We start from the raw sequence: 21,656 nt of genomic DNA on the forward strand, positions 1-21,656 counted from the left end.
AGATCGAATGCAGGTTTGAGCGGCAGTCTTTCCCGAGTTGAGACCTCGCGGATACATGGGCCCCGCACGCCCTCGTCCGGGTGTAACGATTTCCGCAATACGGTCGATTCACCCGCGCGTCCCTGTCCAACACCCTTGACACATCACGCCACTTGCCTCCCTACTGGATCCTGCACATCGCTCTGACAACGTTGTCCAGTGCGCTTCCTCGGGAGGAATGGCTCGGCATGCAGCCCCGACATGGTTCTCGTAAGAGACAAAACCGCACGGCCGCACTCATCGCGGCTTCACTGGTCCTGGTGGTGACCGCCCCCACCACGGCCGCCGCACAGTCGGCGAGGTTTGCCGAAAAGGGTGAAAAGGCCACGGGCGAACAGACTTTCAGCTCATCGTTCGAAGCGAACGAAAAGCAGCCGGACTGGCGCAATACCGTGGAAGAGGGTCCGGACGGGAAGAAGCGGGCATCGGGTATCGACGGCGGCTTCTCCGCCGGAATACCGGGCAATGTCACCGACAAGGTCACGGATCTGCGCGCCAGCAGCGAGAACACCGGCGGCGGCGAGGTGAAGGAGAACCTGATCGACGGGGAGTCCTCCTCGAAGTGGCTGACCTTCGAGCCCACCGGCTGGATCGAGTTCGATCTCGACGAACCGGTCAAGGTCGTTACGTACGCGCTCACTTCGGCGAATGACCACGACGAGCGCGACCCGAAGGACTGGACTCTCCAGGGCTCCGCCGACGGCAAGACCTGGAAGGACCTCGACTCCCGGACCGACCAGTCCTTCTCCGAGCGCTTCCAGACGAAGTCGTACGACTTCTCGAGCGACACGGCCTACCAGCATTACCGCCTGGACATCACGAAGAACAAGGGCGGCTCGGGCATCACCCAGCTCGCCGACGTCCAGTTCTCCGACGGCAACACCAGCACCCCCGCCCCCGAAGAGATGCGCAGTCAGATCGACCGCGGCCCGTCCGGCTCACCCACCGCCAAGGCCGGCGCGGGCTTCACCGGAAAGAAGGCCCTGCGGTACGCGGGCACGCACAAGCCGGACGGCCGCGCGTACTCGTACAACAAGATCTTCGACGTCGACACGGCCGTCACCCGGGACACCGAGCTCTCCTACCTCGTCTACCCGCAGATGGGCGAGACGGACCTCTCGTACCCCGCCACCCATGTCTCGGTCGATCTGGCCTTCACCGACGGTACGTATCTGAGCGATCTCGGCGCCACCGACAGCCATGGCGGTCCGCTGACCCCGCAGGGCCAGGCCGACGCCAAGCGGCTGTACGTCAACCAGTGGAACAAGGTCGCCTCACGCATCGGCACGGTCGCGGCAGGAAAGACCGTCGACCGGATCCTGGTGGCGTACGACTCCCCCAAGGGCCCGGCGAAGTTCCAGGGCTGGATCGACGACATCAAGCTCGCTCCGAAGGCCCCCGAGAAGCGCCGCGCGCACCTGTCCGACTACGCGTCGACGGTCCGCGGCACCAACTCCAGCGGCGGATTCTCGCGGGGCAACAACTTCCCCGCCACCGCAGTCCCGAACGGCTTCAACTTCTGGACGCCTGTCACCAACGCCGGCTCGACGAGCTGGCTGTACGACTACCAGCGCGCCAACAACGACGACAACCTGCCTACTCTCCAGGCCTTCAGCGCGAGCCATGAGCCGAGCCCCTGGATGGGCGACCGCCAGACGTTCCAGCTGATGCCGTCGGTGGCCAAGGACGAGCCGGACGCCTCCCGCACGGCGCGCGCGCTGCCGTTCAAGCACGAGAACGAGACGGCGAAGCCGCACTACTACGGTGTGACGTTCGAGAACGGCCTCAAGGCCGAGATGACGCCGACCGACCATGCGGCACGGATGCGGTTCACGTACCCGGGTGACGACGCGTCCGTCGTCTTCGACAACATCTCCAACGACGGCGGGCTCACCCTCGACCCGGGGACCAGTTCCTTCACCGGCTTCTCCGACGTGAAGAGCGGCCTCTCCACCGGCGCCACCCGGCTCTTCGTCTACGGCGTCTTCGACGCCCCGGTCACCGCGAGCGGCAAGCTCAAGGGCGGCGGCGGTGACGACGTGACGGGCTACCTCCGCTTCGACGCCGGCAAGGACCGTACGGTCAACCTGCGTCTGGCCACCTCGCTGATCAGCATCGACCAGGCGAAGCAGAACCTCGCCGCGGAGATCCCCGCGTCCCGCTCCTTCGGCCGCGTCGAGGACCGGGCGCAGCACGCCTGGGACGACATCCTGGGCAAGGTGGAGGTCGAGGGTGCGGACGCCGACCAGTTGACGACTCTCTACTCCAGCCTGTACCGCCTGTATCTCTACCCGAACTCGGGCTTCGAGCAGGTCGGCGGCAAGGACCAGTACGCCAGCCCGTTCTCGCCGCAGATCGGCCCCGACACCCCCACCCACACGGGTGCGAAGATCGTCGACGGCAAGGTGTACGTCAACAACGGCTTCTGGGACACGTACCGGACGACGTGGCCCGCGTACTCCTTCCTCACGCCGAAGAAGGCCGGCGAGATGGTCGACGGCTTCGTCCAGCAGTACAAGGACGGCGGCTGGATCTCCCGCTGGTCCTCCCCCGGTTACGCCGACCTGATGACCGGCACCTCGTCGGACGTCGCCTTCGCGGACGCCTACGTCAAGGGCGTGAAGTTCGACGGCGAGGCGGCGTACGAGGCGGCTCTGAAGAACGCCACGGTGGTTCCGCCGTCGTCGGGTGTCGGCCGGAAGGGGATGGAGACGTCCCCGTTCGCGGGTTACGCGAACACGTCGACGCACGAGGGTCTGTCCTGGTCGCTGGAGGGCTACCTCAACGACTACGGCCTCGCGCAGATGGGCCAGGCGCTCTACAAGAAGACGAAGAAGGAGCGGTACAAGGAGGAGTCGGAGTACTTCCTGAACCGGGCCCGCAACTATGTCGAGCTGTTCGACTCCAAGGCGGGCTTCTTCCAGGGCAGGGACGCCAAGGGCGACTGGCGCGTCGCCTCCGACAAGTACGACCCGCGCATCTGGGGCTACGACTACACGGAGACGAACGGCTGGGGCTACGCCTTCACGGCCCCGCAGGACAGCCGCGGCCTGGCGAACCTGTACGGCGGCCGCGACGGCCTGGCCAAGAAGCTCGACACGTACTTCTCCACTCCCGAGACGGCGGGCCCTGAGTTCGTCGGCTCGTACGGCGGTGTCATCCACGAGATGACGGAGGCGCGTGACGTACGGATGGGCATGTACGGCCACAGCAACCAGGTCGCGCACCACGTCACGTACATGTACGACGCGGCGTCGCAGCCCTGGAAGACCCAGGAGAAGGTCCGCGAGATCCTCGGCCGTCTCTACACGGGCAGCGAGATCGGCCAGGGCTATCACGGCGACGAGGACAACGGCGAGCAGTCGGCCTGGTACCTCTTCTCCTCGCTCGGCTTCTACCCGCTCGTGATGGGCAGTGGCGAGTACGCGATCGGCTCGCCGCTCTTCACGAAGACGACCGTCCACCTGGAGAACGGCCACGACCTGGTGGTCAAGGCCCCGAAGAACAGCGCGAAGAACATCTATGTGCAGGGCCTGAAGGTCAACGGCAAGAAGTGGACATCCACGTCGCTGCCGCACGACCTGCTCGCCAAGGGCGGTGTCCTGGAGTTCGACATGGGCGCCAAGCCGTCGGCGTGGGGCACGGGCAAGGACGCGGCCCCGACGTCGATCACCAAGGACGACCAGGTGCCGTCGCCGGAGAAGGACGTGCTGAAGGGCGAGGGCGCCCTGTACGACAACACGTCGGCCACGACGGCGACGGTGAACGGCCCGGTGGAGCTGCCGGTGCCCGCATCGACGAAGGCGGTCCAGTACACGCTGACGTCGGGCGCGGCGGCGAAGGCCCCGAAGGGCTGGGTCCTGCAGGGCTCGTCGGACGGTACGACCTGGAAGGACCTGGACAAGCGGTCGGCGCAGTCGTTCGCGTGGGACAAGCAGACGCGGGTGTTCTCGGTGAGCACGACGGGAACGTTCGAGCACTACCGCCTGGTGCCCGAGGGTGAGGGGACGCTGGCGGAGGTGGAGCTGATCTCCTGATCTCTGCACTCCTGTGAACGGCCGGTACCTCGGGTGAGGTACCGGCCGTTCGTTCATCCCACGGTGCAGACGAACTCGCTCGCGGACCGGCCCCGTCTCATTCCGGCGACTGCGCCGGATCCGGCGCAGTCGCGTGTAGGAGACTCTCGGGAAGGGCCAGGTTCCAGGCGGTGATGACCGGATTCCCGTGCTCGGTGCCGAGCCGGGAGACGGCCCCCGTGGCGAGCTGGAACAGTGTGCCGCCGGACGTCGTCAGCCCCAGATAGCGAGCGGTGAATACGCGCAGGAAGTGGGAGTGCGCAACGAGGGCGATGTCCGCGTCCCCCAGTGATTCGGCGGCCCTCCGGATCTCGGTGAGCACGCGGTCGGCTCGCTCCCCCACCTGAGCCGGTGTCTCCCCGGGATGATCCTCCGAGCCCGGGGCGACCCCGTCGGTCCACAGGTTCCAGGACGGCCGGGTGCGGTGGATCTCGACGGTGGTCACGCCCTCATAGCCGCCGTAGTCCCATTCACGCAGGTCAGGGGTGATACGGGGGGAGGCAAGCCCGGCAAGTTCGGCGGTGCGCCGGGCACGCAGGGCCGGGCTGACCAGGGTGAGCCCGATCTTCCGGTCGGCGATCAGCGGCACGAGAGCACGGGCCTGCCGCTCACCGAGGGCGGTCAGCGGCAGATCGGTATGGCTCGTGTGCCGCCCGGACCGGGACCACTCGGTCTCGCCGTGCCGGATCAGAATCAACTCGCCCATGGGTGCCGTCCGCTCTCTGTTCTCCGCGCCGTTCGCGCCGCCTGCTGCGTAGCTTCGAAACTCGCTGATCCACGATCGCATTCCGGGCGGTGCACGCAGGGGTGGCCGGTGGCTCGGTTCGCGGCGGGGCGGCCTCGTGTCCCGCCGTGTACCGATCACGTGATCATCACGTATTGATGGGACGTCTTGTCCTAGAGGGGCATGGCTCGTCAGATGTCTACGACAGTGGACGAGAGTGGGGCGGGGCATGCCGGATCCGGTGGACTATGTTGCGCGGCTGCGCGAGGACGCGGGCCGGGAGGAGACGTTGCGGAGGGACCGGGCCCGGCGCCGGCTCAAGCGAGGGCTGGCCGGAGGCGCGGCGGCCGCAGTGCTGGTGGGCTTCGCAGTGTGGCTGGTCGGCAGCACGTCCGGAGAGCGGCCTGCCGACGAGCCATTCGCCGCCGGCCTGATGCCTGAGGGCACGTGGCCCGACTCGTGGCCGGCAACGACGGACATGCCGTTTCGGGGTTCGCACGCCGACGACTGGGCGGCCGATGACACCGGTATCCAGGTGCCGGATGTCAAGGCCGTGAACGGAATACCGGAGGAGCAGGTTTTCGACGCGCTGAATCAGACCAAGGATTTCTTGATCGCGACCAATCTGGATCCGGCCGTGCTCCATGGCGGGTGGCCGGCCAAGGCCCTGAACATGCTTGACGCGCAGGACTCCTCCCGCGCCGGACTGATCCGCCATCTGCGCAAACCGGGTGCGCAGGGCGGTGATCCCACCGAGATGTTCACCCGCTTCGACCCGGCAGAACTCCATGTGGTCGAGGACGGCATCAGAGTGCACGGCCGAATGACCTTCGAGGCCGGGAGCGAGCCGGGTCAGTTGCGCGTCCGAGCCGACTACACCTTCGTGTACGCGGTGGGAGCGGCCCCGGGCGTCGAGCCGGGGCCGTGGAAGGGCGCGGAGGAGGCGGCGCGCACAGTCGTGCGGCGGCAACTGGTCCTGGACCTCGACGAGCGAGCGGCACCCGGAAAGCTGGTTCCGGTCGAGTACCGGCGACTGCTCGGTAACCATGACTGCCGCACGGCGGACGGCTTCATCCACCCGTACTTCTCCAGGGAGGCGGCGCGGGCCGACCGGCCGTGGCCTGTTGCCGACCCGTACGAATCCGGCAAGGACATCGCCGACGGCCGGGACTGCATCGTGCCCTCGCGGACCTGATCAAACAGCTCCTGGGGCCAGGGCGGGCCGGCGCTCAGGGGCACCGGCTGGTGCGCCGGACTGATTCAGTGCGGGATTCCGTCGATGAGTTCGCGGGCTCCCTGGCGCAGGAGGGCGACCGCGACAGACGTGCCGAGCGTGGCCGGGTCCAGGCGGCCTGCCCACTCGTGGGCGTTGAGGATCACCTTCCCGTCGGGCGTGAAGACCTTCGCCCGTAGCGACAGTTCACCGGCGCCCTCGGTGCGGGCGTATCCGGCGATGGGGCTGTTGCAGTGGCCCTGCAGCACGTGCAGGAACATGCGCTCGGCGGTGGCCTCGCGGTGGGTGGCGGGGTGGCCGAGGCCGCTGATCGCTTCGATCAGCTCCGTGTCGCCCTCACGGCACTGGAGGGCGAGGATCCCGGCTCCGATCGGTGGGCACATCGCCTCGACCGACAGGACTTCGGTGATCACATCCGTGCGGTCGATGCGTTCCAGGCCGGAGACGGCCAGAAGCAGCGCGTCCGCTTCGCCCGCGGCGAGCTTGTCGAGCCGGCGGTTGGCGTTGCCCCGCATCGGCACGCACTGGAGGTGCGGGTGGGAGGCGGCAAGCTGGGCACTGCGCCGTACGGAGGAGGTGCCGATCCTGGCTCCGTCGGGGAGCCGGTCGAGGGTGAGACCTCCGGGGTGCACGAGGGCGTCGCGGATGTCGTCCCGTCGGAGGAAGGCCGCGAAGGTGGTTCCGGCGGGCAGCGGCCGGTCGGCCGGGATGTCCTTGACACAGTGCACTGCGAAGTCCGCCTGGCCCGAGAGGAGGGCGGCGTCGACCTCCTTGGTGAACGCGCCCTTCCCTTCGACCTGGGCGAGATCACCCATCCACTTGTCACCGGTGGTCTTGACGGCCACGACCTCGGTGGCGGTGCCGGGATGGAGGGCGGCCAGCTCGGCACGGACGCGCTCCACCTGGGCGAGGGCCATGGGCGAGTCGCGGGACACGATACGGATCAGTTCAGGGGCGGACATGGCGTCCACGATAGACCGTCGGATGCAGGTTCCCGGGCGCACTGCGCGTACCCATGTCATCGCGGTGTCAAGCCAGTTGGAGCGCTCGGGCAGGTGTGCGATCCGCTTCGGTGGCGCACCTGACGCACCGTTCCGCATCCACCCGAGGCCGCCGGTGAAATCCATGGGCCCAGCAGCGGTACCGGGAGGCCTCGCAGCCGTGCGTCTCGATTTTGATCGTACACAAAACAAATCTGGCGGAATTGTCGAGACACAAGCGGAACGGCTCGCCGATCCGTCCCATTTGGGTGCCTCCAGGAGCAGCCCGAAGCCCTCACGTTGCCCCTATGTGACTGATGTGTCACGGAGACGGGCTGGCGACGAGCTCCGCTATGCAGTATTAGTACTGTCAGTAAACAAATCGGTCGGTCGGCGGTGCAGCCGTCCGGGCCCTCGTCGACAAGAGGCAGATTCATGTCGGACCGCTTCACTCCCACCTCCGCGGACAAGTTCACCTTCGGTCTCTGGACCGTCGGCTGGCGCGGCAACGACCCCTTCGGTGACGCCACCCGTCCCGCGCTCGACCCGGTCGAGTCCGTCGAGCGACTGGCGGAGCTCGGTGCGCACGGCGTGACGTTCCACGACGACGACCTGATCCCGTTCGGCTCCACGGACAGCGAGCGGGCCGCGATCATCACGCGCTTCAAGGACGCCCTGGACCGCACCGGTCTGAAGGTCCCGATGGCGACGACGAACCTGTTCACCCACCCGGTGTTCAAGGACGGCGGCTTCACCTCCAACGACCGCGACGTGCGCCGCTACGCGCTGCGCAAGGTCATCCGCAACATCGACCTCGCCGTCGAGCTCGGCGCCACCACGTATGTGGCCTGGGGCGGCCGTGAGGGCGCCGAGTCCGGTGGCGCCAAGGACGTACGGGTGGCGCTGGACCGGATGAAGGAGGCCTTCGACCTGCTCGGCGAGTACGTCGTCGAGCAGGGCTACGACCTGCGGTTCGCGATCGAGCCGAAGCCGAACGAGCCGCGCGGCGACATCCTGCTGCCCACCGTCGGCCACGCCCTCGCGTTCATCGAGCGCCTCGAGCGCCCCGAGATGTACGGCGTCAACCCCGAGGTCGGCCACGAGCAGATGGCCGGACTGAACTTCCCGCACGGCATCGCCCAGGCCCTGTGGGCCGGCAAGCTCTACCACATCGACCTCAACGGCCAGTCCGGCATCAAGTACGACCAGGACCTCCGCTTCGGCGCCGGCGACCTGCGCCAGGCCTTCTGGCTCGTCGACCTCCTCGAGACCTCCGACTACAACGGCCCGCGCCACTTCGACTTCAAGCCGGTACGCACCGACGGCATCGACGGAGTCTGGGAGTCCGCGAAGAACTGCATGCGCAACTACCTGATCCTCAAGGAGCGCGCCCTCGCCTTCCGCGCCGACCCCGCCGTGCAGGAAGCACTGACCGCCTCCCGCCTCCACGAACTCGCACAGCCCACCGCCGAGGACGGCCTCAAGAGCCTCCTCGCCGACACCTCCGCATACGAGGAGTTCGACGCCACGGCCGCCGCCGAACGCTCGATGGCCTTCGAAGCCCTCGACCAGCTCGCCATGGAACACCTCCTCGGCGTCCGCTGACCCCTCCAGGGGCCATGGTTCGTCCGCGGGCGAGCCCTGGCCTCTGCCCTGCCGCGCCCGGGTGCGGATCCGTCGGATCCGCACCCGGGCGCGTTTTGTGTCCCGACGCAGCGCAGCCCGGCCTCGACGCACTCGAGGCCGGGCTGGTCTTCCGATGTCAGGCAGCGCGACGGCGGTGCCGGAGATCGACATGGGGACGACGAACACGGCGAGGAGTACAGCGATCGGGGTCAGGGTGCGGCCGGTCTTCTCCTCCGCCGCTGATGCGGCTGGTGCGGCGGACGACGCGGTCTGCGTACCACTGCTGGACCCGATCCGCACCAACGCCTGAGCCCGTCCCGAGCCACCGGTCACCCCTGGCACGCCGAAGGGCCGCACCCCCGGCGGGGGTGCGGCCCTTCGCGACGTACCGGACTGCCTACTTGCGGATCAGGCTCCGGAGCACGTACTGCATGATGCCGCCGTTGCGGTAGTAGTCCGCCTCACCGGGGGTGTCGATGCGGACGACCGCGTCGAACTCCACACCGGTGTCGGTGGAGACCTTCACCGTGCGCGGCGTCGTGCCGTTGTTCAGCTCGGTCACGCCGGTGAAGGAGAAGGTCTCCTCGCCGGTGAGTCCGAGGGCCTCGGCGGTCGCGCCCTCCGGGAACTGGAGCGGGAGGACGCCCATGCCGATGAGGTTCGAGCGGTGGATGCGCTCGTACGACTCGGCGATGACGGCCTTGACGCCGAGGAGCGCGGTGCCCTTGGCGGCCCAGTCGCGGGACGAGCCGGAGCCGTACTCCTTGCCCGCCAGGATGACCAGCGGGGTGCCGGCGGCCTGGTAGTTCTGCGAGGCGTCGTAGATGAACGACACCGGTGCGTCGGCCTGGGTGAAGTCGCGGGTGAAACCACCCTCGGTGCCCGGGGCGATCTGGTTGCGCAGCCGGATGTTCGCGAAGGTGCCGCGAATCATGACCTCGTGGTTGCCGCGGCGCGAGCCGTACGAGTTGAAGTCGCGGCGCTCGACGCCGTGCTCCGTCAGGTACGTGCCGGCCGGGGTGTCGGCCTTGATCGCACCGGCCGGGGAGATGTGGTCGGTGGTGACCGAGTCGCCCAGCTTGGCGAGCACGCGCGCGCCGGTGATGTCGGCGACCGGGGTCGTCTCCATCGTCATGCCCTCGAAGTACGGGGGCTTCCGCACGTAGGTGGACTGCGGGTCCCACTCGAAGGTGTTGCCGGTCGGGATCGACAGCGCCTGCCACTGGGCGTCGCCCGCGAAGACGTCCTGGTAGGACTTGTTGAACATGTCCTCGCCGATGGAGTTGGCGACGACGTCGTTGACCTCGGCCTCGGAGGGCCAGATGTCCGCGAGGTAGACCGGCTGGCCGTCCTGGTCGATGCCCAGGGCGTCCTTGGTGATGTCGACCTTCATCGAACCGGCGATGGCGTACGCGACGACCAGCGGCGGCGACGCCAGGTAGTTCATCTTGACGTCGGGGTTGATCCGGCCCTCGAAGTTACGGTTGCCGGAGAGCACCGAGGTCACGGCCAGGTCGTGCTCGTTGACCGCCTTGGAGACCTCCTCCGGCAGCGGGCCGGAGTTGCCGATGCAGGTGGTGCAGCCGTAGCCGACGAGGTTGAAGCCGACCTTGTCGAGGTACGGGGTCAGGCCCGCCTTGTCGAAGTAGTCGGTGACGACCTTGGAGCCCGGGGCGAGGGTGGTCTTGACCCACGGCTTGCGGGTCAGGCCCTTCTCGACCGCTTTCTTGGCCACGAGCGCCGCGGCGACCATGACGTACGGGTTCGAGGTGTTGGTGCAGGAGGTGATCGCGGCGACGGTGACGGCGCCGTGGTCGATCTCGTACGTCGTCCCGTCGGGGGCCGTGACCGTGGTCGGACGCGACGGCACACCGTTGGCGGAGGCCGGGGCGTCGGAGGCCGGGGCGTCGGAGGCCGGGAAGGACTCCTTGCCCGACTCCTCGTCCTCGGAGACGTAGTTGCGGACGTCCTGCGCGAACTGCTCCTTGGCGTTGGCCAGGACGATGCGGTCCTGCGGACGCTTCGGGCCGGCGATGGAGGGGACGACCGTGGCGAGGTCGAGCTCCAGCTTCTCGGAGAAGTCCGGCTCGGCGGCCGGGTCCAGCCAGAGGCCCTGCTCCTTGGCGTACGCCTCGACGAGCGCGACCTGCTGCTCGTCACGGCCCGTCAGACGCAGGTACTTCAGCGTCTCGCCGTCGATCGGGAAGATCGCGGCGGTGGAGCCGAACTCCGGCGACATGTTGCCGATGGTGGCGCGGTTCGCGAGGGAGGTGGCGGAGACGCCCTCACCGTAGAACTCGACGAACTTGCCGACGACGCCGTGCTTGCGGAGCATCTCCGTGATGGTCAGCACGAGGTCGGTGGCGGTGGTGCCGGGCTTCAGCTCGCCGGTCAGCTTGAAGCCGACGACACGCGGGATGAGCATGGAGACCGGCTGGCCGAGCATCGCGGCCTCGGCCTCGATGCCGCCGACGCCCCAGCCCAGCACGCCGAGGCCGTTGACCATGGTGGTGTGCGAGTCGGTGCCGACGAGGGTGTCGGGGTACGCCTGGCCGTTACGGACCATGACCGTACGGGCCAGGTGCTCGATGTTGACCTGGTGGACGATGCCGGTGCCCGGGGGGACGACCTTGAACTCGTCGAAGGCGGTCTGGCCCCAGCGCAGGAACTGGTAGCGCTCCTTGTTGCGGCCGTACTCCAGCTCGACGTTCTGCGCGAACGCGTCGTTGGTGCCGAACTTGTCCGCGATGACGGAGTGGTCGATGACCAGCTCGGCCGGCGCGAGGGGGTTGATCTTCGCCGGGTCGCCGCCGAGCTCCTTCACGGCCTCACGCATGGTGGCGAGGTCCACGACACACGGAACGCCGGTGAAGTCCTGCATGATCACGCGGGCCGGCGTGAACTGGATCTCCTGGCTGGGCTGGGCCTGGGAGTCCCAGCCGCCCACTGCCCGGATGTGGTCGGCGGTGATGTTCGCGCCGTCCTCGGTGCGGAGCAGGTTCTCCAGCAGCACCTTCAGGCTGTAAGGGAGGCGCGCGGAGCCCTCGACCTTGTCCAGCCTGAAGATCTCGTACGACTCGTCGCCCACGCGCAGCGTGCTGCGGGCGTCGAAGCTGTTCGCCGACACGACAGTCTCCTTCATCAATGTGCGCGTACCACCGCGCCGCGCCTCATTACGGCGGGCGCCGCGTGGTGCCGCCTACGGCTTCTCGACCATCCGCTAAGGTAAGGCTTAGTTAGGTAACCCTTACCGTTCGGCAGCTGCGGTGCGCCTTCGGCAGATATCTCGATGTCGAGATAACCCTAGTACATCACCGCTGAAGGGTCATGCCCGGCTGCCCGTGCGGCACCGTCCATCTCATGCGATCGAGGCGCCTCCCCGGCAGGCCCGGCCGTTCGGCCTTCATATGGCGATGGCCGGAGCGAGGTCCGGAACCTCCCTCCAAGGCCACCGACCGCCCAGCACCGACCGTGTGCGCGTGGAGATCGTCGGCGATGGTCGGCGGCGACACGGGCGGACCGACAAGCAGTCGCACCCACTCGTCCCGGACGGCACTCAGGAATTCTCGGCCAGGACCTCGTTGCGCGGCAGGGCACCCCTCCGCTCCCGCACCTGGGCATAGCTCACGAGGCCGATGAGAAGCGTGAGGAGCGCGACCGACGAGCCCGCCGTACCGAGGTCGAGGCCCCCCTTGGCGGCAGGCTTGGTGAGGAAGTCGCCGACGGTGGCGCCGAGGGGGCGAGTGAGTACGAACGCGATCCAGAACAGCAGGACGTTCGGCACGGAGGGCACCCACATGAGTGCGAGGAGCCCCGCGAGCAGCCCGGTGACGAGAAGTGCGCCACCCGCATAGCCGAGTCCCGAGCTGTCGGACAGGAAATCGCCCATGGACGTGCCGAGCGTGTTCGACACGAGGATCGCCGACCAGAAAAGAGCCTCCGCACGAAAAGTGACGATGTCGCGGATGGCGAACGTCAGCCCGGTGAACTTCCAGACGACGAAGATGGCGATCAAAAGCGAGACCAGGATCGCAGCTCCCGTGGGGTATCCCAACCCCAGGCCCTGCGGCCCCCAGCCCAGCGACTTGGAACCGCCGGAAAGGTACTTGGCGCTGGCGTCACGGTTCATGAAGTCGGACATCGTGGTGCCCGCCATGCTGGTGGACAGGATGACGGTCCAGTAGAAAAAGGGGTTGTAGCGCGTGGACCTCAGCTGTACGACCAGCGTGATGACGAAGATCAGGAACAGTGCGACCGTGGTGAGGAAATAGCCGAGCCCCAGGGTCTGGGCGAACAGGTCACCGGCCGTCTCGCCGAGCGTCGTCGCGGCGATCTTCATGATCCAGAAGGCCAGAGTCACCTCCGGTAGTTTCTTCATCACATTTTTACTGATGGTGGCGTTCGCACCGGTAAGCAATTCCGACTTTCCCAATTTCAATCACTCCTCGTCGGCTGATCGGCGTCCCGCCCTCCCGGAGTGAGCACCTTGCCCGTTGCACGGGTCGGACGACCGGACATCACAGTGTTGCGGACACGAGACATCCCTTTACGGCGGTGGCGTTGCGTGTTCACGGGTGTTTCTCGCTTCTCCGTACACGAAAAGCGAGGCGCGCCGCTTTCGGTGAATTCGACGACGCGGTAGCGGTCTTCGCTTTCGGTCACGAGCGCCGACCCGCGCGTGTACGTGGCAGCGCGATGGCAGCGCGACATGCGGAGGCTCCGCCGCTCGAGGAGACCCCGCGCGCCGAACCCCCGCACGGACGCGCACGGCGTGCCTGACTGCCGCACTGCGCGGACGATGGGAGGGACGGCGCACCCGTGTCGGGCGCCTCCGCCACGTCACCGCACCCCGCGGCCCGTATCACTCCGCCCCCGCACCAGCCCCACGCCCGACGCCGTGTCGCCCCATCCGTCACCCGAACACCACAGCCCCGCCGGGTCCTCATCTCATATCTGAGATAACCTGGCGCCATGTCAGACGACTACCTCGCACGCATCGGCAAGCTCATACGTGACGCCCGTCAGCACCGGGGCTGGACACAGAGCCAACTTGCCGAAGCGCTCGGCACCAGCCAGAGCGCCGTCAACCGCATCGAGCGGGGCAATCAGAACATCAGCCTTGAGATGATTGCCCGTATCGGTGAAGCACTCGACAGTGAGATCGTGTCGCTCGGCTATGCCGGACCGATGCACCTGCGGGTGGTCGGCGGGCGCCGCCTCTCCGGCTCGATCGACGTCAAGACCAGCAAGAACGCGTGCGTGGCGCTGCTCTGCGGCTCGCTGCTCAACAAGGGGCGTACGGTCCTGCGCCGCGTCGCCCGGATCGAGGAGGTCTATCGCCTCCTCGAAGTTCTGAACTCCATAGGTGTGCGGACCCGCTGGATCAACGACGGGACCGACCTGGAGATAGTCCCGCCGGCCCAGCTCGACATGGCCGCCATCGACGCGGACGCGGCCCGCCGCACCCGGTCCATCATCATGTTCCTCGGCCCGCTGCTGCACCGCATGGACCAGTTCAAACTGCCGTACGCGGGCGGCTGCGACCTCGGCACCCGGACCATCGAGCCGCACATGATCGCGCTGCGCCGGTTCGGCCTGGAGATCGCCGCGACCGAGGGCCTCTACCACGCCCAGATCGACCACTCGATCACCCCCGACCGCCCCATCGTGCTGACCGAGCGCGGCGACACGGTGACGGAGAACGCGCTGCTGGCGGCCGCCCGCCACAACGGCACGACCGTCATCCGTAACGCGTCGTCCAACTACATGGTCCAGGACCTGTGCTTCTTCCTGGAGGCGCTGGGCATACGCATCGACGGCATCGGTACGACGACGCTGACCGTGCACGGCGTGGCGAACATAGACGTGGATGTCGACTACTCCCCCTCCGAGGACCCGGTCGAGGCGATGAGTCTGCTCGCCGCCGCCGTGGTGACGGAGTCCGAGCTGACGATCCGCCGGGTGCCGATCGAGTTCCTGGAGATCGAGCTCGCGGTGCTCGAGGAGATGGGCGTCGACTGCGACCGCACGACGGAGTACGCGGCGGACAACGGCCGCACCCGGCTGGTCGATCTGACGGTCCGGCCCTCCAAGCTGGAGGCCCCGATCGACAAGATCCACCCGATGCCGTTCCCCGGTCTCAACATCGACAACGTGCCGTTCTTCGCGGCCATCGCCGCCTCCGCGCACGGCAAGACCCTCATACACGACTGGGTCTACGACAACCGCGCGATCTATCTGACGGACCTCAACCGACTGGGCGGCCGGCTCCAGCTGCTCGACCCGCACCGGGTCCTGGTGGAGGGCCCGACCCGCTGGCGCGCGGCCGAGATGATCTGCCCGCCGGCGCTGCGACCCGCCGTGGTGGTGCTGCTCGCGATGATGGCGGCCGAGGGCACCTCCGTACTGCGCAACGTGTACGTGATCAACCGCGGTTACGAGGAACTGGCGGAGCGCCTCAACTCGGTGGGCGCACAGATCGAGATCTTCCGGGACATCTGACGAAGGGCTGTCACCGCGCCCCAACACCCCCTCCGAACTGCACAAATGTCGGTTCGGAGGGGGTACGTCGGAAACCGTGCGACTTCTCTGGGCCTTACGCCGGAATCGAACGCCCTCGGCCGGACGCCGGCAACACGAAGTCCCCGTGGCCGTCCAGCGGGCTCGGAGTGGTTCCGACCGGCCACCCGCCCGCCCGCAGCTAGGCGGTTCACCCCGTGCTGTCGGCCACCGGATAAGGGACGAACGTGCTGCTGTTCTCGTCGATCGTGAGCGGGCGGCCCAGCGGTGGTACCGCGCGCTGGGGGCAGTCGAGGCGTTCGCAGATGCGGCAGCCCATTCCGATCGGGGTGGCGGCGGAGGCACTGTCGAGGTCGAGCCCGTCGGAGTAGACCAGACGCGAGGCGTGACGGATCTCGCAGCCCAGGCCGATGGCGAAGGTCTTGCCGGGTTCGCCCCAGCCGCCGCGGTGCCGCGTGATCGCTCGCGCGGTCCACAGGTACCGCTGCCCGTCGGGCATGGCGGCGATCTGAACGTGGATGCGGCCAGGTGCCGCGAATGCCTCGTAGACGTTCCAAAGGGGGCATGTGCCGCCGGCCCTGGAGAAGTGGAAGCCGGTGGCCGACTGACGTTTCGACATGTTCCCCGCCCGGTCGACGCGGACGAACGAGAACGGCACCCCCCGCAGCCTCGGGCGCTGGAGGGTGCTCAGCCGGTGGCAGACGGTCTCGTAGCCGAGCCCGAAGCGGGCGGTGAGGCGCTCGATGTCGTAGCGCGCCTCCTCGGCAGCGGTGTGGAAGACGCCGTACGGAAGGATCAGGGCTGCTGCGAAGTAGTTGGCGACGCCGATGCGGGCCAAGGCGTGCGTCGGGGACCCTGGCGGGAAGTCCTCGGCTGCCAGCCGGTCGATTTCCTTGCCGTATTCGAGCAGGGCGAGCTGTGTCGCCATGCGGAACGCCCGCTGGCCCGGCCGGAGGCGACTCGACAGGTGCAGGGTGCGTGAGGCGTTGTCGTAGTGGTGCAGGCGCTCGGCCGCCCGCGTCGTCGGCCGGACGCCGTGCTTCTCGGTGAGCCTTTGCGCGAGCACCCTGACGACGTCTCCCGGATGGATGCCGATGCTGTGGGCCAGTTCCTCGGCGGCGAGATCCGTGTCGTGCAGGTAGTTCTGGCGCCGGTAGAAGAACTCCCGGATCTCTTCGTGCGGTGAGCGCGGAGCCGGGAGCCGGCCGTCGCGATTGTCGGTCTCTCCGGCGATCCGTTCGGCGAGGACCTGCCCACGGCGGCTCAAGTCGAGCAGCACCTTCGCAACAGCCGGCATCCGGGAAGCCAGTTCCGCGAGATCGGTCGGTGAGACGCGCGCCTCGGCCACCTCACCGGCCAGCGCCTCGCGCAGGTCGGCCACGAGTCTGCTTGTGTCACGTTCGGAGAAGAAGCCCGGGTCGACGCCAAAGGCCTCGGTGAGTCTGAGCAACACGGGGACCGTCAGCGGACGGGAGTCGTGCTCCATCTGGTTCAGGTAACTGGGCGAGATACCCAGCACACGGGCCAGTTCGGCCTGGCTCATGCGCCGTTCCTCCCGCAGGCGCCGCAGTCGCGCGCCCGCGTACGTCTTGCTCACGGCGCTTCTCCCTCCGCACTCCCACCTGGTGGGCCGACTGCGGGCACACCCGCCCCGTCACACTCGTACACCCTACGCGGAGACCCGGTTCTGCGGACCTTCGCAATCATGGCAAACAAGTGAGGAAAGACTCGCAGAACTTGGCGCACGTCTCGCATAGAAGGCACTCAGTGCCAGCATCAGAGTTGCCATGCGGCCCATCGGACTCCGGCGGACGGAGCGGAATCTGGGTGCGATTCACGCCCTGACGTCGGAGATCCCGACCCTTCCGTCCGACTCGGCAACATTGCTTCCGATGCCCACCACGGAGCCGACAGGCCGCATCCTTCCACCAGTTCGGCACCAAGTGCCAAACATTCGCATAGTTCACGAACCTACGGGAGACAAGGCCGCCCGCTCCCACATGCAGGTCGCGCGCGAACTGGCCGCACACGGCTACCCGCGCGAGGCCGCGCCCGGCGTCTACGACATCCACTCCCCGCGCGTGCCCAGCGCCGAGCAGGCGGTCGCCCTCCTTCGGGAGGGACTTGAAGCAATCCCGGCCGGGCGCCTGTGAGTCAACCCCGACTGCGGTCCGAAGACCCGCGGCCGGCCGGAGACCCGTGCCTCGCTGCAGAACCTGGTCTCCGCCGCCCGCACGGTCCGCTCGGAACTTCCGCAGTCCTGACGGTGAGTCAAGGGCCGAGAGGGTGTGGTGGAAGCGCGTCCCTCTCGGCCCCTTCCCGCACGCCACCCATGATCGCCGAGGCACTGGTCCTGGGCGCCTCCGCGCAGCTGTGTCACATGGCCGGCATGGGTGCTACTTCTCGAACTCCCCGTCGGCGCGGCTCAGGTTCTCGTCCAGTGCCGCCGCGTTCAGCGCTGCCGTGAGTCGGTTGAGGCGGCCCTGCAGATCGGTGATCTCGTCAAGGTCGAAGCCGGTCGCCGCGGCGATCCGGCGCGGCACGGCCAGCGCCCGCTCGCGCAGTACCGTGCCCTCGTCCGTGAGGTGGATGTGCACCGAGCGCTCGTCCTGGGCGCTGCGCTCGCGCCGTACCAGGCCCGCCGCCTCCAGGCGCTTCAGCAGCGGCGACAGCGTGCCGGAGTCGAGCCGCAGATACTCTCCCAGCTTCTTCACCGGCAGCTCGCCGTACTCCCAGAGCGCCAGCATCACCAGGTACTGGGGATAGGTGAGCCCGAGGTCCTTGAGTAGCACGCGGTACACGCTGCCGAAGGCACGTGACGCGGCGTTCAGGGAAAAGCAGATCTGCTGGTCGAGGCGGAGGTAGTCGGCCTCGGACGGGGCTTCGCGGCTCGGACTGGGCGTGGAGGTCATGGATCCAGCATAGCCCCGCATGCCATTGAGTTGTGCACAACTGAGTTGTGTGCTTTCCTTGCGTTGAGCGGCGGACAGCGCCGCCGGAACATGAATTTCGAGAGGGATGGTTTCCATGGAAGCGCTCTACACCGCCGTCGCCACTGCCACCCACGGCCGCGAGGGCCGCGCCGTCACCCCTGACGGCAAGCTGGATCTGCAGCTGGCCATCCCGGTGGAGATGGGCGGCAGCGGCCAGGGCACCAACCCCGAGCAGCTGTTCGCCGCAGGTTACGCCGCCTGCTTCGCCAGCGCCCTGGGACTCGTCGGCCGTCAGGCCAAGATCGACGTCAGCGACGCCGCCGTGACCGGCGAGGTCGGCATCGGCAAGCAGGGTGAGGGTTTCGGCCTCGCGGTCACGCTGCGCGTGGAGCTGCCCGCAACGGTCGACGAGGCCACCGGCCGCAAGCTGGTCGAGCAGGCCCACCAGGTCTGCCCCTACTCCAACGCGACCCGCGGCAACATCCCGGTCGAGCTCGTCATCGAGTAGCGGCCTCCGGGCGGCGACGGGCCGGCGTCCGGGCGAGGCCGACCCGGGCCGGCTCCGGACCGCGCCGACTCCACCCCGCTCACCGTGTGAGCGGAGCCAGGGTGCCCGGCCGCCCATTGCCCTCGTGCCGTCGCCGATCACTGTGGCGTCGTCGGTGACTGCGTGCCCGTGCCGTGGGCATGGTGGACCTTCAGGTGGCGAGCGATCATCCCGGGCAGTTCCTCCGGGGCGATGGTGCGGGGCCGGCTGCCTTGCATGACCGCGGCCACTTGCCGGGGACCGGTGCGCATGGGCGTCCGCCATTCGCATGGAGCTGGGCCCGAATGGCGTGTACGGGGCCCGGGCAGCCGGCCTCGCCGTATCAGATGGCGGTAATGATCACGGCAGGGGAATCGCGATGACGGCCGCCGGTCCGGCTCCGACCGGGCTGCAGTCGCGCGAAAGAGAGCAGCCGGTCGCCGGTGGGGCGGAGAGCGCGGAAGCCGTACGGCCACGGGCCGGTCGCTGGCCGGCAGCGCTCTGTCTTCTGCCGCTCGGGCTCCTCGGTGTGGCCGCGTGGTTCGGGAGGTGGGTCCGGCCCGGGGGCGACGAATGGTGTTTTCTGCCCGTCGTGCGCGACGAAGGCTTCTCCGGGATGGTCGGCAAGTTCTATCTCGGGGACAACGGCCGGATCGCGAATGCCGTACTGGTCTGGGCGTACGCGAGGTTCGGTGTCGCGGGGCACCAGTGGTTCGGGCTGGTCAGCGGGGGCGTCATGCTGGGGATCCTGTGGGCGGTGACCGTATCGGCACTGCGCAGGGCCGGTCTCACGGCGCCGCGTGGAGTCCCGTTGCTCGTGGCGTCGATGGTGACGGCCGTCTTTCTGTTCGCGACGCCCAATACGTACAAGACGTTCTACTGGCCCGCCGCGTCCGTCTCGCACACCATGGCGCCGGTGCTCGCCTGTGCCGCAGCCGTACCGCTGCTCCGGGCCCGGTCCCGCCGGGGGCGGCGCTGTGCGCTGGTCGCGGTATTCGTGGCCGGTCTCTGCATCGGGACGCTCTCGGAGGAGACGTCCGTCGTCGTGCTCGTCGTCCTGTCGGCCGTTCTGCTGCTCCTCGCCGGGCAACGCCGTGGCTACGTCCGGGGCTGGTGCCTGACAGGCATGGCGGGGACCGGGATCGGGACGCTCGTGCTCTACACGTCGCCGGGTGCCCGGATCCGGCGGGGGCGATTCGGCACGGACGGGGTGTCCTTCCTCGCGCCCGACTCGCTCCTCGGGTCCCTGCGCGGCTTCGGGCACATTCTGGGGACGATCCTCACGACGTGGGCCTATCTGGGCGCGGTCGCGGCCGGGGTCCTGCTGGGGCTCCTGATCAGGGGGCCGGGCGGGCGGCGCGTGGTCCTGCCGGTGCGCCGGCGGCTGCTGGCCTGCGTGGCTGTTCTCGCGTTTCTCCTCTCCGGGTACCTCTGCACGGTCGTCGCGTATCCCGTCTTCAGGGAGAGCGTGACAACCTCTACGCGGATCTGGAACGACTACCTCCTGCTGTACGTCGCGGTGCTCGTCGGTGCCGGTGCGCTGCTGGGACTTGCCCTGGGGCAGCGGACACGGCACACCGGTGCGGTGCGGGCGGCCGGTGCTGCGGTGTGCGTCGCCGTGTGCCTCTCACTTGCCGTCCCACTGTGGCGGCTCGAAGCGGACATGCGCGTCCGGGCTGTGAAGTGGGACCACCAGGACCAGTGGCTGCGGGCGCGTGCGGCGGCCGGTGACCGGGTCCTCCCGTACACGCCCGTGTCGGTCGCCGGAATGGTGGAACCGTTCCGCAAGCACGGGCGGAGGGTCTGGCCGGCCACCTGTGTCGCCGACTACTACCGCCTGGAGCGGATCACCTACTCGCTGCGGCTCCCCTGACGTCGCCGGACGCCTTCGTCACCGCGATCATGACGGCGTCGTCGCCCAGGCGCCCGCCGACGTGGCGCAACAGGTCGTCGTGCAGGTGGCGTACGAGGGACTCGGGGCAGGTCCCCGTCCAGGCGGCGAGCCGGTCGGTGAGCGGGTAGAAGGTGCCCCTGCGGTCGCGTGCCTCGATGACTCCGTCGGTGTAGAGGAACAGGAGGTCGCCGGGTGCGAAGTCGAATGTCTCGACCTGGTACTCGCTCTCCGAGGGGGCGCCGAGCCCCAGCGGGAGCGCGGGCTCACTGACCTCCAGTGTCCGTACGTGCCCGGCGCGCAGCAGCATCGGAGGGGGATGCCCGCAGTTCACCAGCTGAACGCTGTGGTCGTCGTCGCGGACGTCGAGCACCAGCGCGGTCACGAACGACTCGTTGCAGTCCGGTTCGGCCTCGGCGAGCTGCGCCATGTTCCAGTACGAGGCGTTGGCGATGTGTGACACGACGCCGGGCAGCGAAAGATTCCGGTACGCCGACCCGCGGAACGCCCCCAGCACCACCGCGGCGTGCCCGAAAGCCGGGAGACCGCTGCCTCGGACGTCGCCGACCACCATGCGGGTCACGCCCGGGGCGGGTACCACCGCGTACAGGTCCCCGCCGATCTGGGCCCCCGCCTCGGCCGCGATGTACACGGACGCCATGGTGAGCGGTCCGATCCGGCGGGGCAGCGGGCGGAGCAGGCCCTGCTGCGCGACGATCGCCACCGAGCGCACCCGGCCCAGTTGTTGCTCGTACCGGTCGAGCAACCGGCGGAACACCACGAGGAACACGGAGATCACGAGGACGGCGGCGATCTGCGCCTCGTGGTTCGGTGTGGAGATGCCGCCGTGCAGCGCGGCGATGACGATCTGGGCCACGACGGCCAGCGCTCCGAGGGCCGCCGTCAGTCCGGGGCCGGCGAACGCGGCGGTGAGCGCGGGCGCCGCGATGAGGAACGGACCGAGGTGGACGGTCTCCGGGGTGTTGATGTCGATCAGTGCGGTCGTCGCGATGATCGCGAGCGGCACGATGAGCAGTCCGTGGGTCGGGCGCCACGGAGTGGTGAAACGGGTGGCCCTGTGCCGGACGCGCATATCTCCTGCTTACAC

14 protein-coding genes and 1 pseudogene are annotated in these 21,656 nt (G+C 68.3%); 8 read left to right on the forward strand and 7 right to left on the reverse strand.

What is annotated here, in order from left to right; genetic code table 11:
• Positions 1 to 227: 227 nt before the first annotated feature.
• Complete coding sequence (locus OHA88_RS14430) at positions 228 to 4,076, forward strand: GH92 family glycosyl hydrolase (protein ID WP_328625817.1); 3,849 nt, start codon at positions 228 to 230, stop codon at positions 4,074 to 4,076.
• Between the two features lie 97 nt (positions 4,077 to 4,173).
• On the opposite strand, the gene OHA88_RS14435 is transcribed toward OHA88_RS14430, so the two are convergent.
• Positions 4,174 to 4,821 (reverse strand): histidine phosphatase family protein, encoded by a 648-nt coding sequence (locus tag OHA88_RS14435; RefSeq protein WP_328625818.1) that lies wholly within the window; start codon positions 4,819 to 4,821, stop codon positions 4,174 to 4,176.
• Positions 4,822 to 5,068: 247 nt separating this feature from the next.
• Between OHA88_RS14435 and OHA88_RS14440 the strand changes: the two genes are divergently transcribed.
• Positions 5,069 to 6,034: a hypothetical protein gene (locus OHA88_RS14440; RefSeq protein ID WP_328625819.1), complete on the forward strand. Its 966-nt coding sequence runs from the start codon at positions 5,069 to 5,071 to the stop codon at positions 6,032 to 6,034.
• Positions 6,035 to 6,099: 65 nt separating this feature from the next.
• On the opposite strand, the gene hemC is transcribed toward OHA88_RS14440, so the two are convergent.
• Positions 6,100 to 7,035, reverse strand: a complete 936-nt coding sequence (hemC, locus tag OHA88_RS14445) for a hydroxymethylbilane synthase (RefSeq protein ID WP_328625820.1) — start codon at positions 7,033 to 7,035, stop codon at positions 6,100 to 6,102.
• 453 nt (positions 7,036 to 7,488) lie between these two features.
• Between hemC and xylA the strand changes: the two genes are divergently transcribed.
• Together xylA and OHA88_RS14455 are read left to right on the forward strand one after the other, a co-directional pair.
• Entirely contained in the window at positions 7,489 to 8,658 is a 1,170-nt protein-coding gene (gene xylA / locus OHA88_RS14450; RefSeq protein WP_328625821.1) for a xylose isomerase, read from the forward strand.
• A gap of 154 nt (positions 8,659 to 8,812) precedes the next feature.
• Complete coding sequence (locus OHA88_RS14455; protein WP_328625822.1) at positions 8,813 to 8,989, forward strand: hypothetical protein; 177 nt, start codon at positions 8,813 to 8,815, stop codon at positions 8,987 to 8,989.
• A gap of 87 nt (positions 8,990 to 9,076) precedes the next feature.
• Here the strand turns inward: OHA88_RS14455 and acnA are convergent, their stop codons facing one another.
• Positions 9,077 to 11,806: an aconitate hydratase AcnA gene (acnA, locus tag OHA88_RS14460; RefSeq protein ID WP_328625823.1), complete on the reverse strand. Its 2,730-nt coding sequence runs from the start codon at positions 11,804 to 11,806 to the stop codon at positions 9,077 to 9,079.
• A gap of 429 nt (positions 11,807 to 12,235) precedes the next feature.
• On the reverse strand, positions 12,236 to 13,057 hold the full coding sequence (locus OHA88_RS14465) for a COG4705 family protein (RefSeq protein ID WP_328625824.1): 822 nt from the start codon (positions 13,055 to 13,057) through the stop codon (positions 12,236 to 12,238).
• A gap of 593 nt (positions 13,058 to 13,650) precedes the next feature.
• On the opposite strand from OHA88_RS14465, the gene OHA88_RS14470 reads away from it, so the two are divergent.
• Positions 13,651 to 15,180 carry a helix-turn-helix domain-containing protein gene (locus OHA88_RS14470; RefSeq protein ID WP_267000741.1) on the forward strand — a complete coding sequence of 510 codons (1,530 nt, stop codon included), beginning with the start codon at positions 13,651 to 13,653 and terminating at the stop codon, positions 15,178 to 15,180.
• 208 nt (positions 15,181 to 15,388) lie between these two features.
• On the opposite strand, the gene OHA88_RS14475 is transcribed toward OHA88_RS14470, so the two are convergent.
• Complete coding sequence (locus OHA88_RS14475) at positions 15,389 to 16,795, reverse strand: short-chain fatty acyl-CoA regulator family protein (protein WP_328625825.1); 1,407 nt, start codon at positions 16,793 to 16,795, stop codon at positions 15,389 to 15,391.
• Positions 16,796 to 17,180: 385 nt separating this feature from the next.
• On the opposite strand from OHA88_RS14475, the pseudogene OHA88_RS14480 reads away from it, so the two are divergent.
• Positions 17,181 to 17,462, forward strand: a pseudogene (locus OHA88_RS14480) (5-methyltetrahydropteroyltriglutamate--homocysteine S-methyltransferase); the annotation flags it as partial.
• Between the two features lie 132 nt (positions 17,463 to 17,594).
• Here the strand turns inward: OHA88_RS14480 and OHA88_RS14485 are convergent.
• Complete coding sequence (locus OHA88_RS14485) at positions 17,595 to 18,110, reverse strand: MarR family winged helix-turn-helix transcriptional regulator (protein ID WP_328625826.1); 516 nt, start codon at positions 18,108 to 18,110, stop codon at positions 17,595 to 17,597.
• Positions 18,111 to 18,225: 115 nt separating this feature from the next.
• On the opposite strand from OHA88_RS14485, the gene OHA88_RS14490 reads away from it, so the two are divergent.
• Together OHA88_RS14490 and OHA88_RS14495 are read left to right on the forward strand one after the other, a co-directional pair.
• Positions 18,226 to 18,639 (forward strand): organic hydroperoxide resistance protein, encoded by a 414-nt coding sequence (locus OHA88_RS14490; RefSeq protein ID WP_267000747.1) that lies wholly within the window; start codon positions 18,226 to 18,228, stop codon positions 18,637 to 18,639.
• Positions 18,640 to 19,249: 610 nt separating this feature from the next.
• Positions 19,250 to 20,530: a DUF6056 family protein gene (locus tag OHA88_RS14495; protein WP_328625827.1), complete on the forward strand. Its 1,281-nt coding sequence runs from the start codon at positions 19,250 to 19,252 to the stop codon at positions 20,528 to 20,530.
• Here the strand turns inward: OHA88_RS14495 and OHA88_RS14500 are convergent.
• Complete coding sequence (locus OHA88_RS14500) at positions 20,505 to 21,641, reverse strand: PP2C family protein-serine/threonine phosphatase (protein WP_328625828.1); 1,137 nt, start codon at positions 21,639 to 21,641, stop codon at positions 20,505 to 20,507. The genes OHA88_RS14495 and OHA88_RS14500 overlap by 26 nt on opposite strands.
• Between the last annotated feature and the right edge of the window lie 15 nt (positions 21,642 to 21,656).

The organism is Streptomyces sp. NBC_00353 (assembly GCF_036108815.1).
Taxonomy (GTDB): Bacteria; Actinomycetota; Actinomycetes; order Streptomycetales; family Streptomycetaceae; genus Streptomyces.

Excerpts from the sequence above, each read along its gene's own strand:
- OHA88_RS14490 (WP_267000747.1), top strand. The coding sequence starts at position 18,226 with ATGGAAGCGCTCTACACCGCCGTCGCCACTGCCACCCACGGCCGCGAG.
- OHA88_RS14440 (WP_328625819.1), top strand. The coding sequence starts at position 5,069 with ATGCCGGATCCGGTGGACTATGTTGCGCGGCTGCGCGAGGACGCGGGC.
- hemC (WP_328625820.1), bottom strand. The coding sequence starts at position 7,035 with ATGTCCGCCCCTGAACTGATCCGTATCGTGTCCCGCGACTCGCCCATG.
- OHA88_RS14430 (WP_328625817.1), top strand. The coding sequence starts at position 228 with ATGCAGCCCCGACATGGTTCTCGTAAGAGACAAAACCGCACGGCCGCA.
- OHA88_RS14500 (WP_328625828.1), bottom strand. The coding sequence starts at position 21,641 with ATGCGCGTCCGGCACAGGGCCACCCGTTTCACCACTCCGTGGCGCCCG.
- OHA88_RS14470 (WP_267000741.1), top strand. The coding sequence starts at position 13,651 with ATGTCAGACGACTACCTCGCACGCATCGGCAAGCTCATACGTGACGCC.
- OHA88_RS14455 (WP_328625822.1), top strand. The coding sequence starts at position 8,813 with ATGTCAGGCAGCGCGACGGCGGTGCCGGAGATCGACATGGGGACGACG.
- OHA88_RS14465 (WP_328625824.1), bottom strand. The coding sequence starts at position 13,057 with ATGAAGAAACTACCGGAGGTGACTCTGGCCTTCTGGATCATGAAGATC.
- xylA (WP_328625821.1), top strand. The coding sequence starts at position 7,489 with ATGTCGGACCGCTTCACTCCCACCTCCGCGGACAAGTTCACCTTCGGT.
- OHA88_RS14435 (WP_328625818.1), bottom strand. The coding sequence starts at position 4,821 with ATGGGCGAGTTGATTCTGATCCGGCACGGCGAGACCGAGTGGTCCCGG.
- OHA88_RS14485 (WP_328625826.1), bottom strand. The coding sequence starts at position 18,110 with ATGACCTCCACGCCCAGTCCGAGCCGCGAAGCCCCGTCCGAGGCCGAC.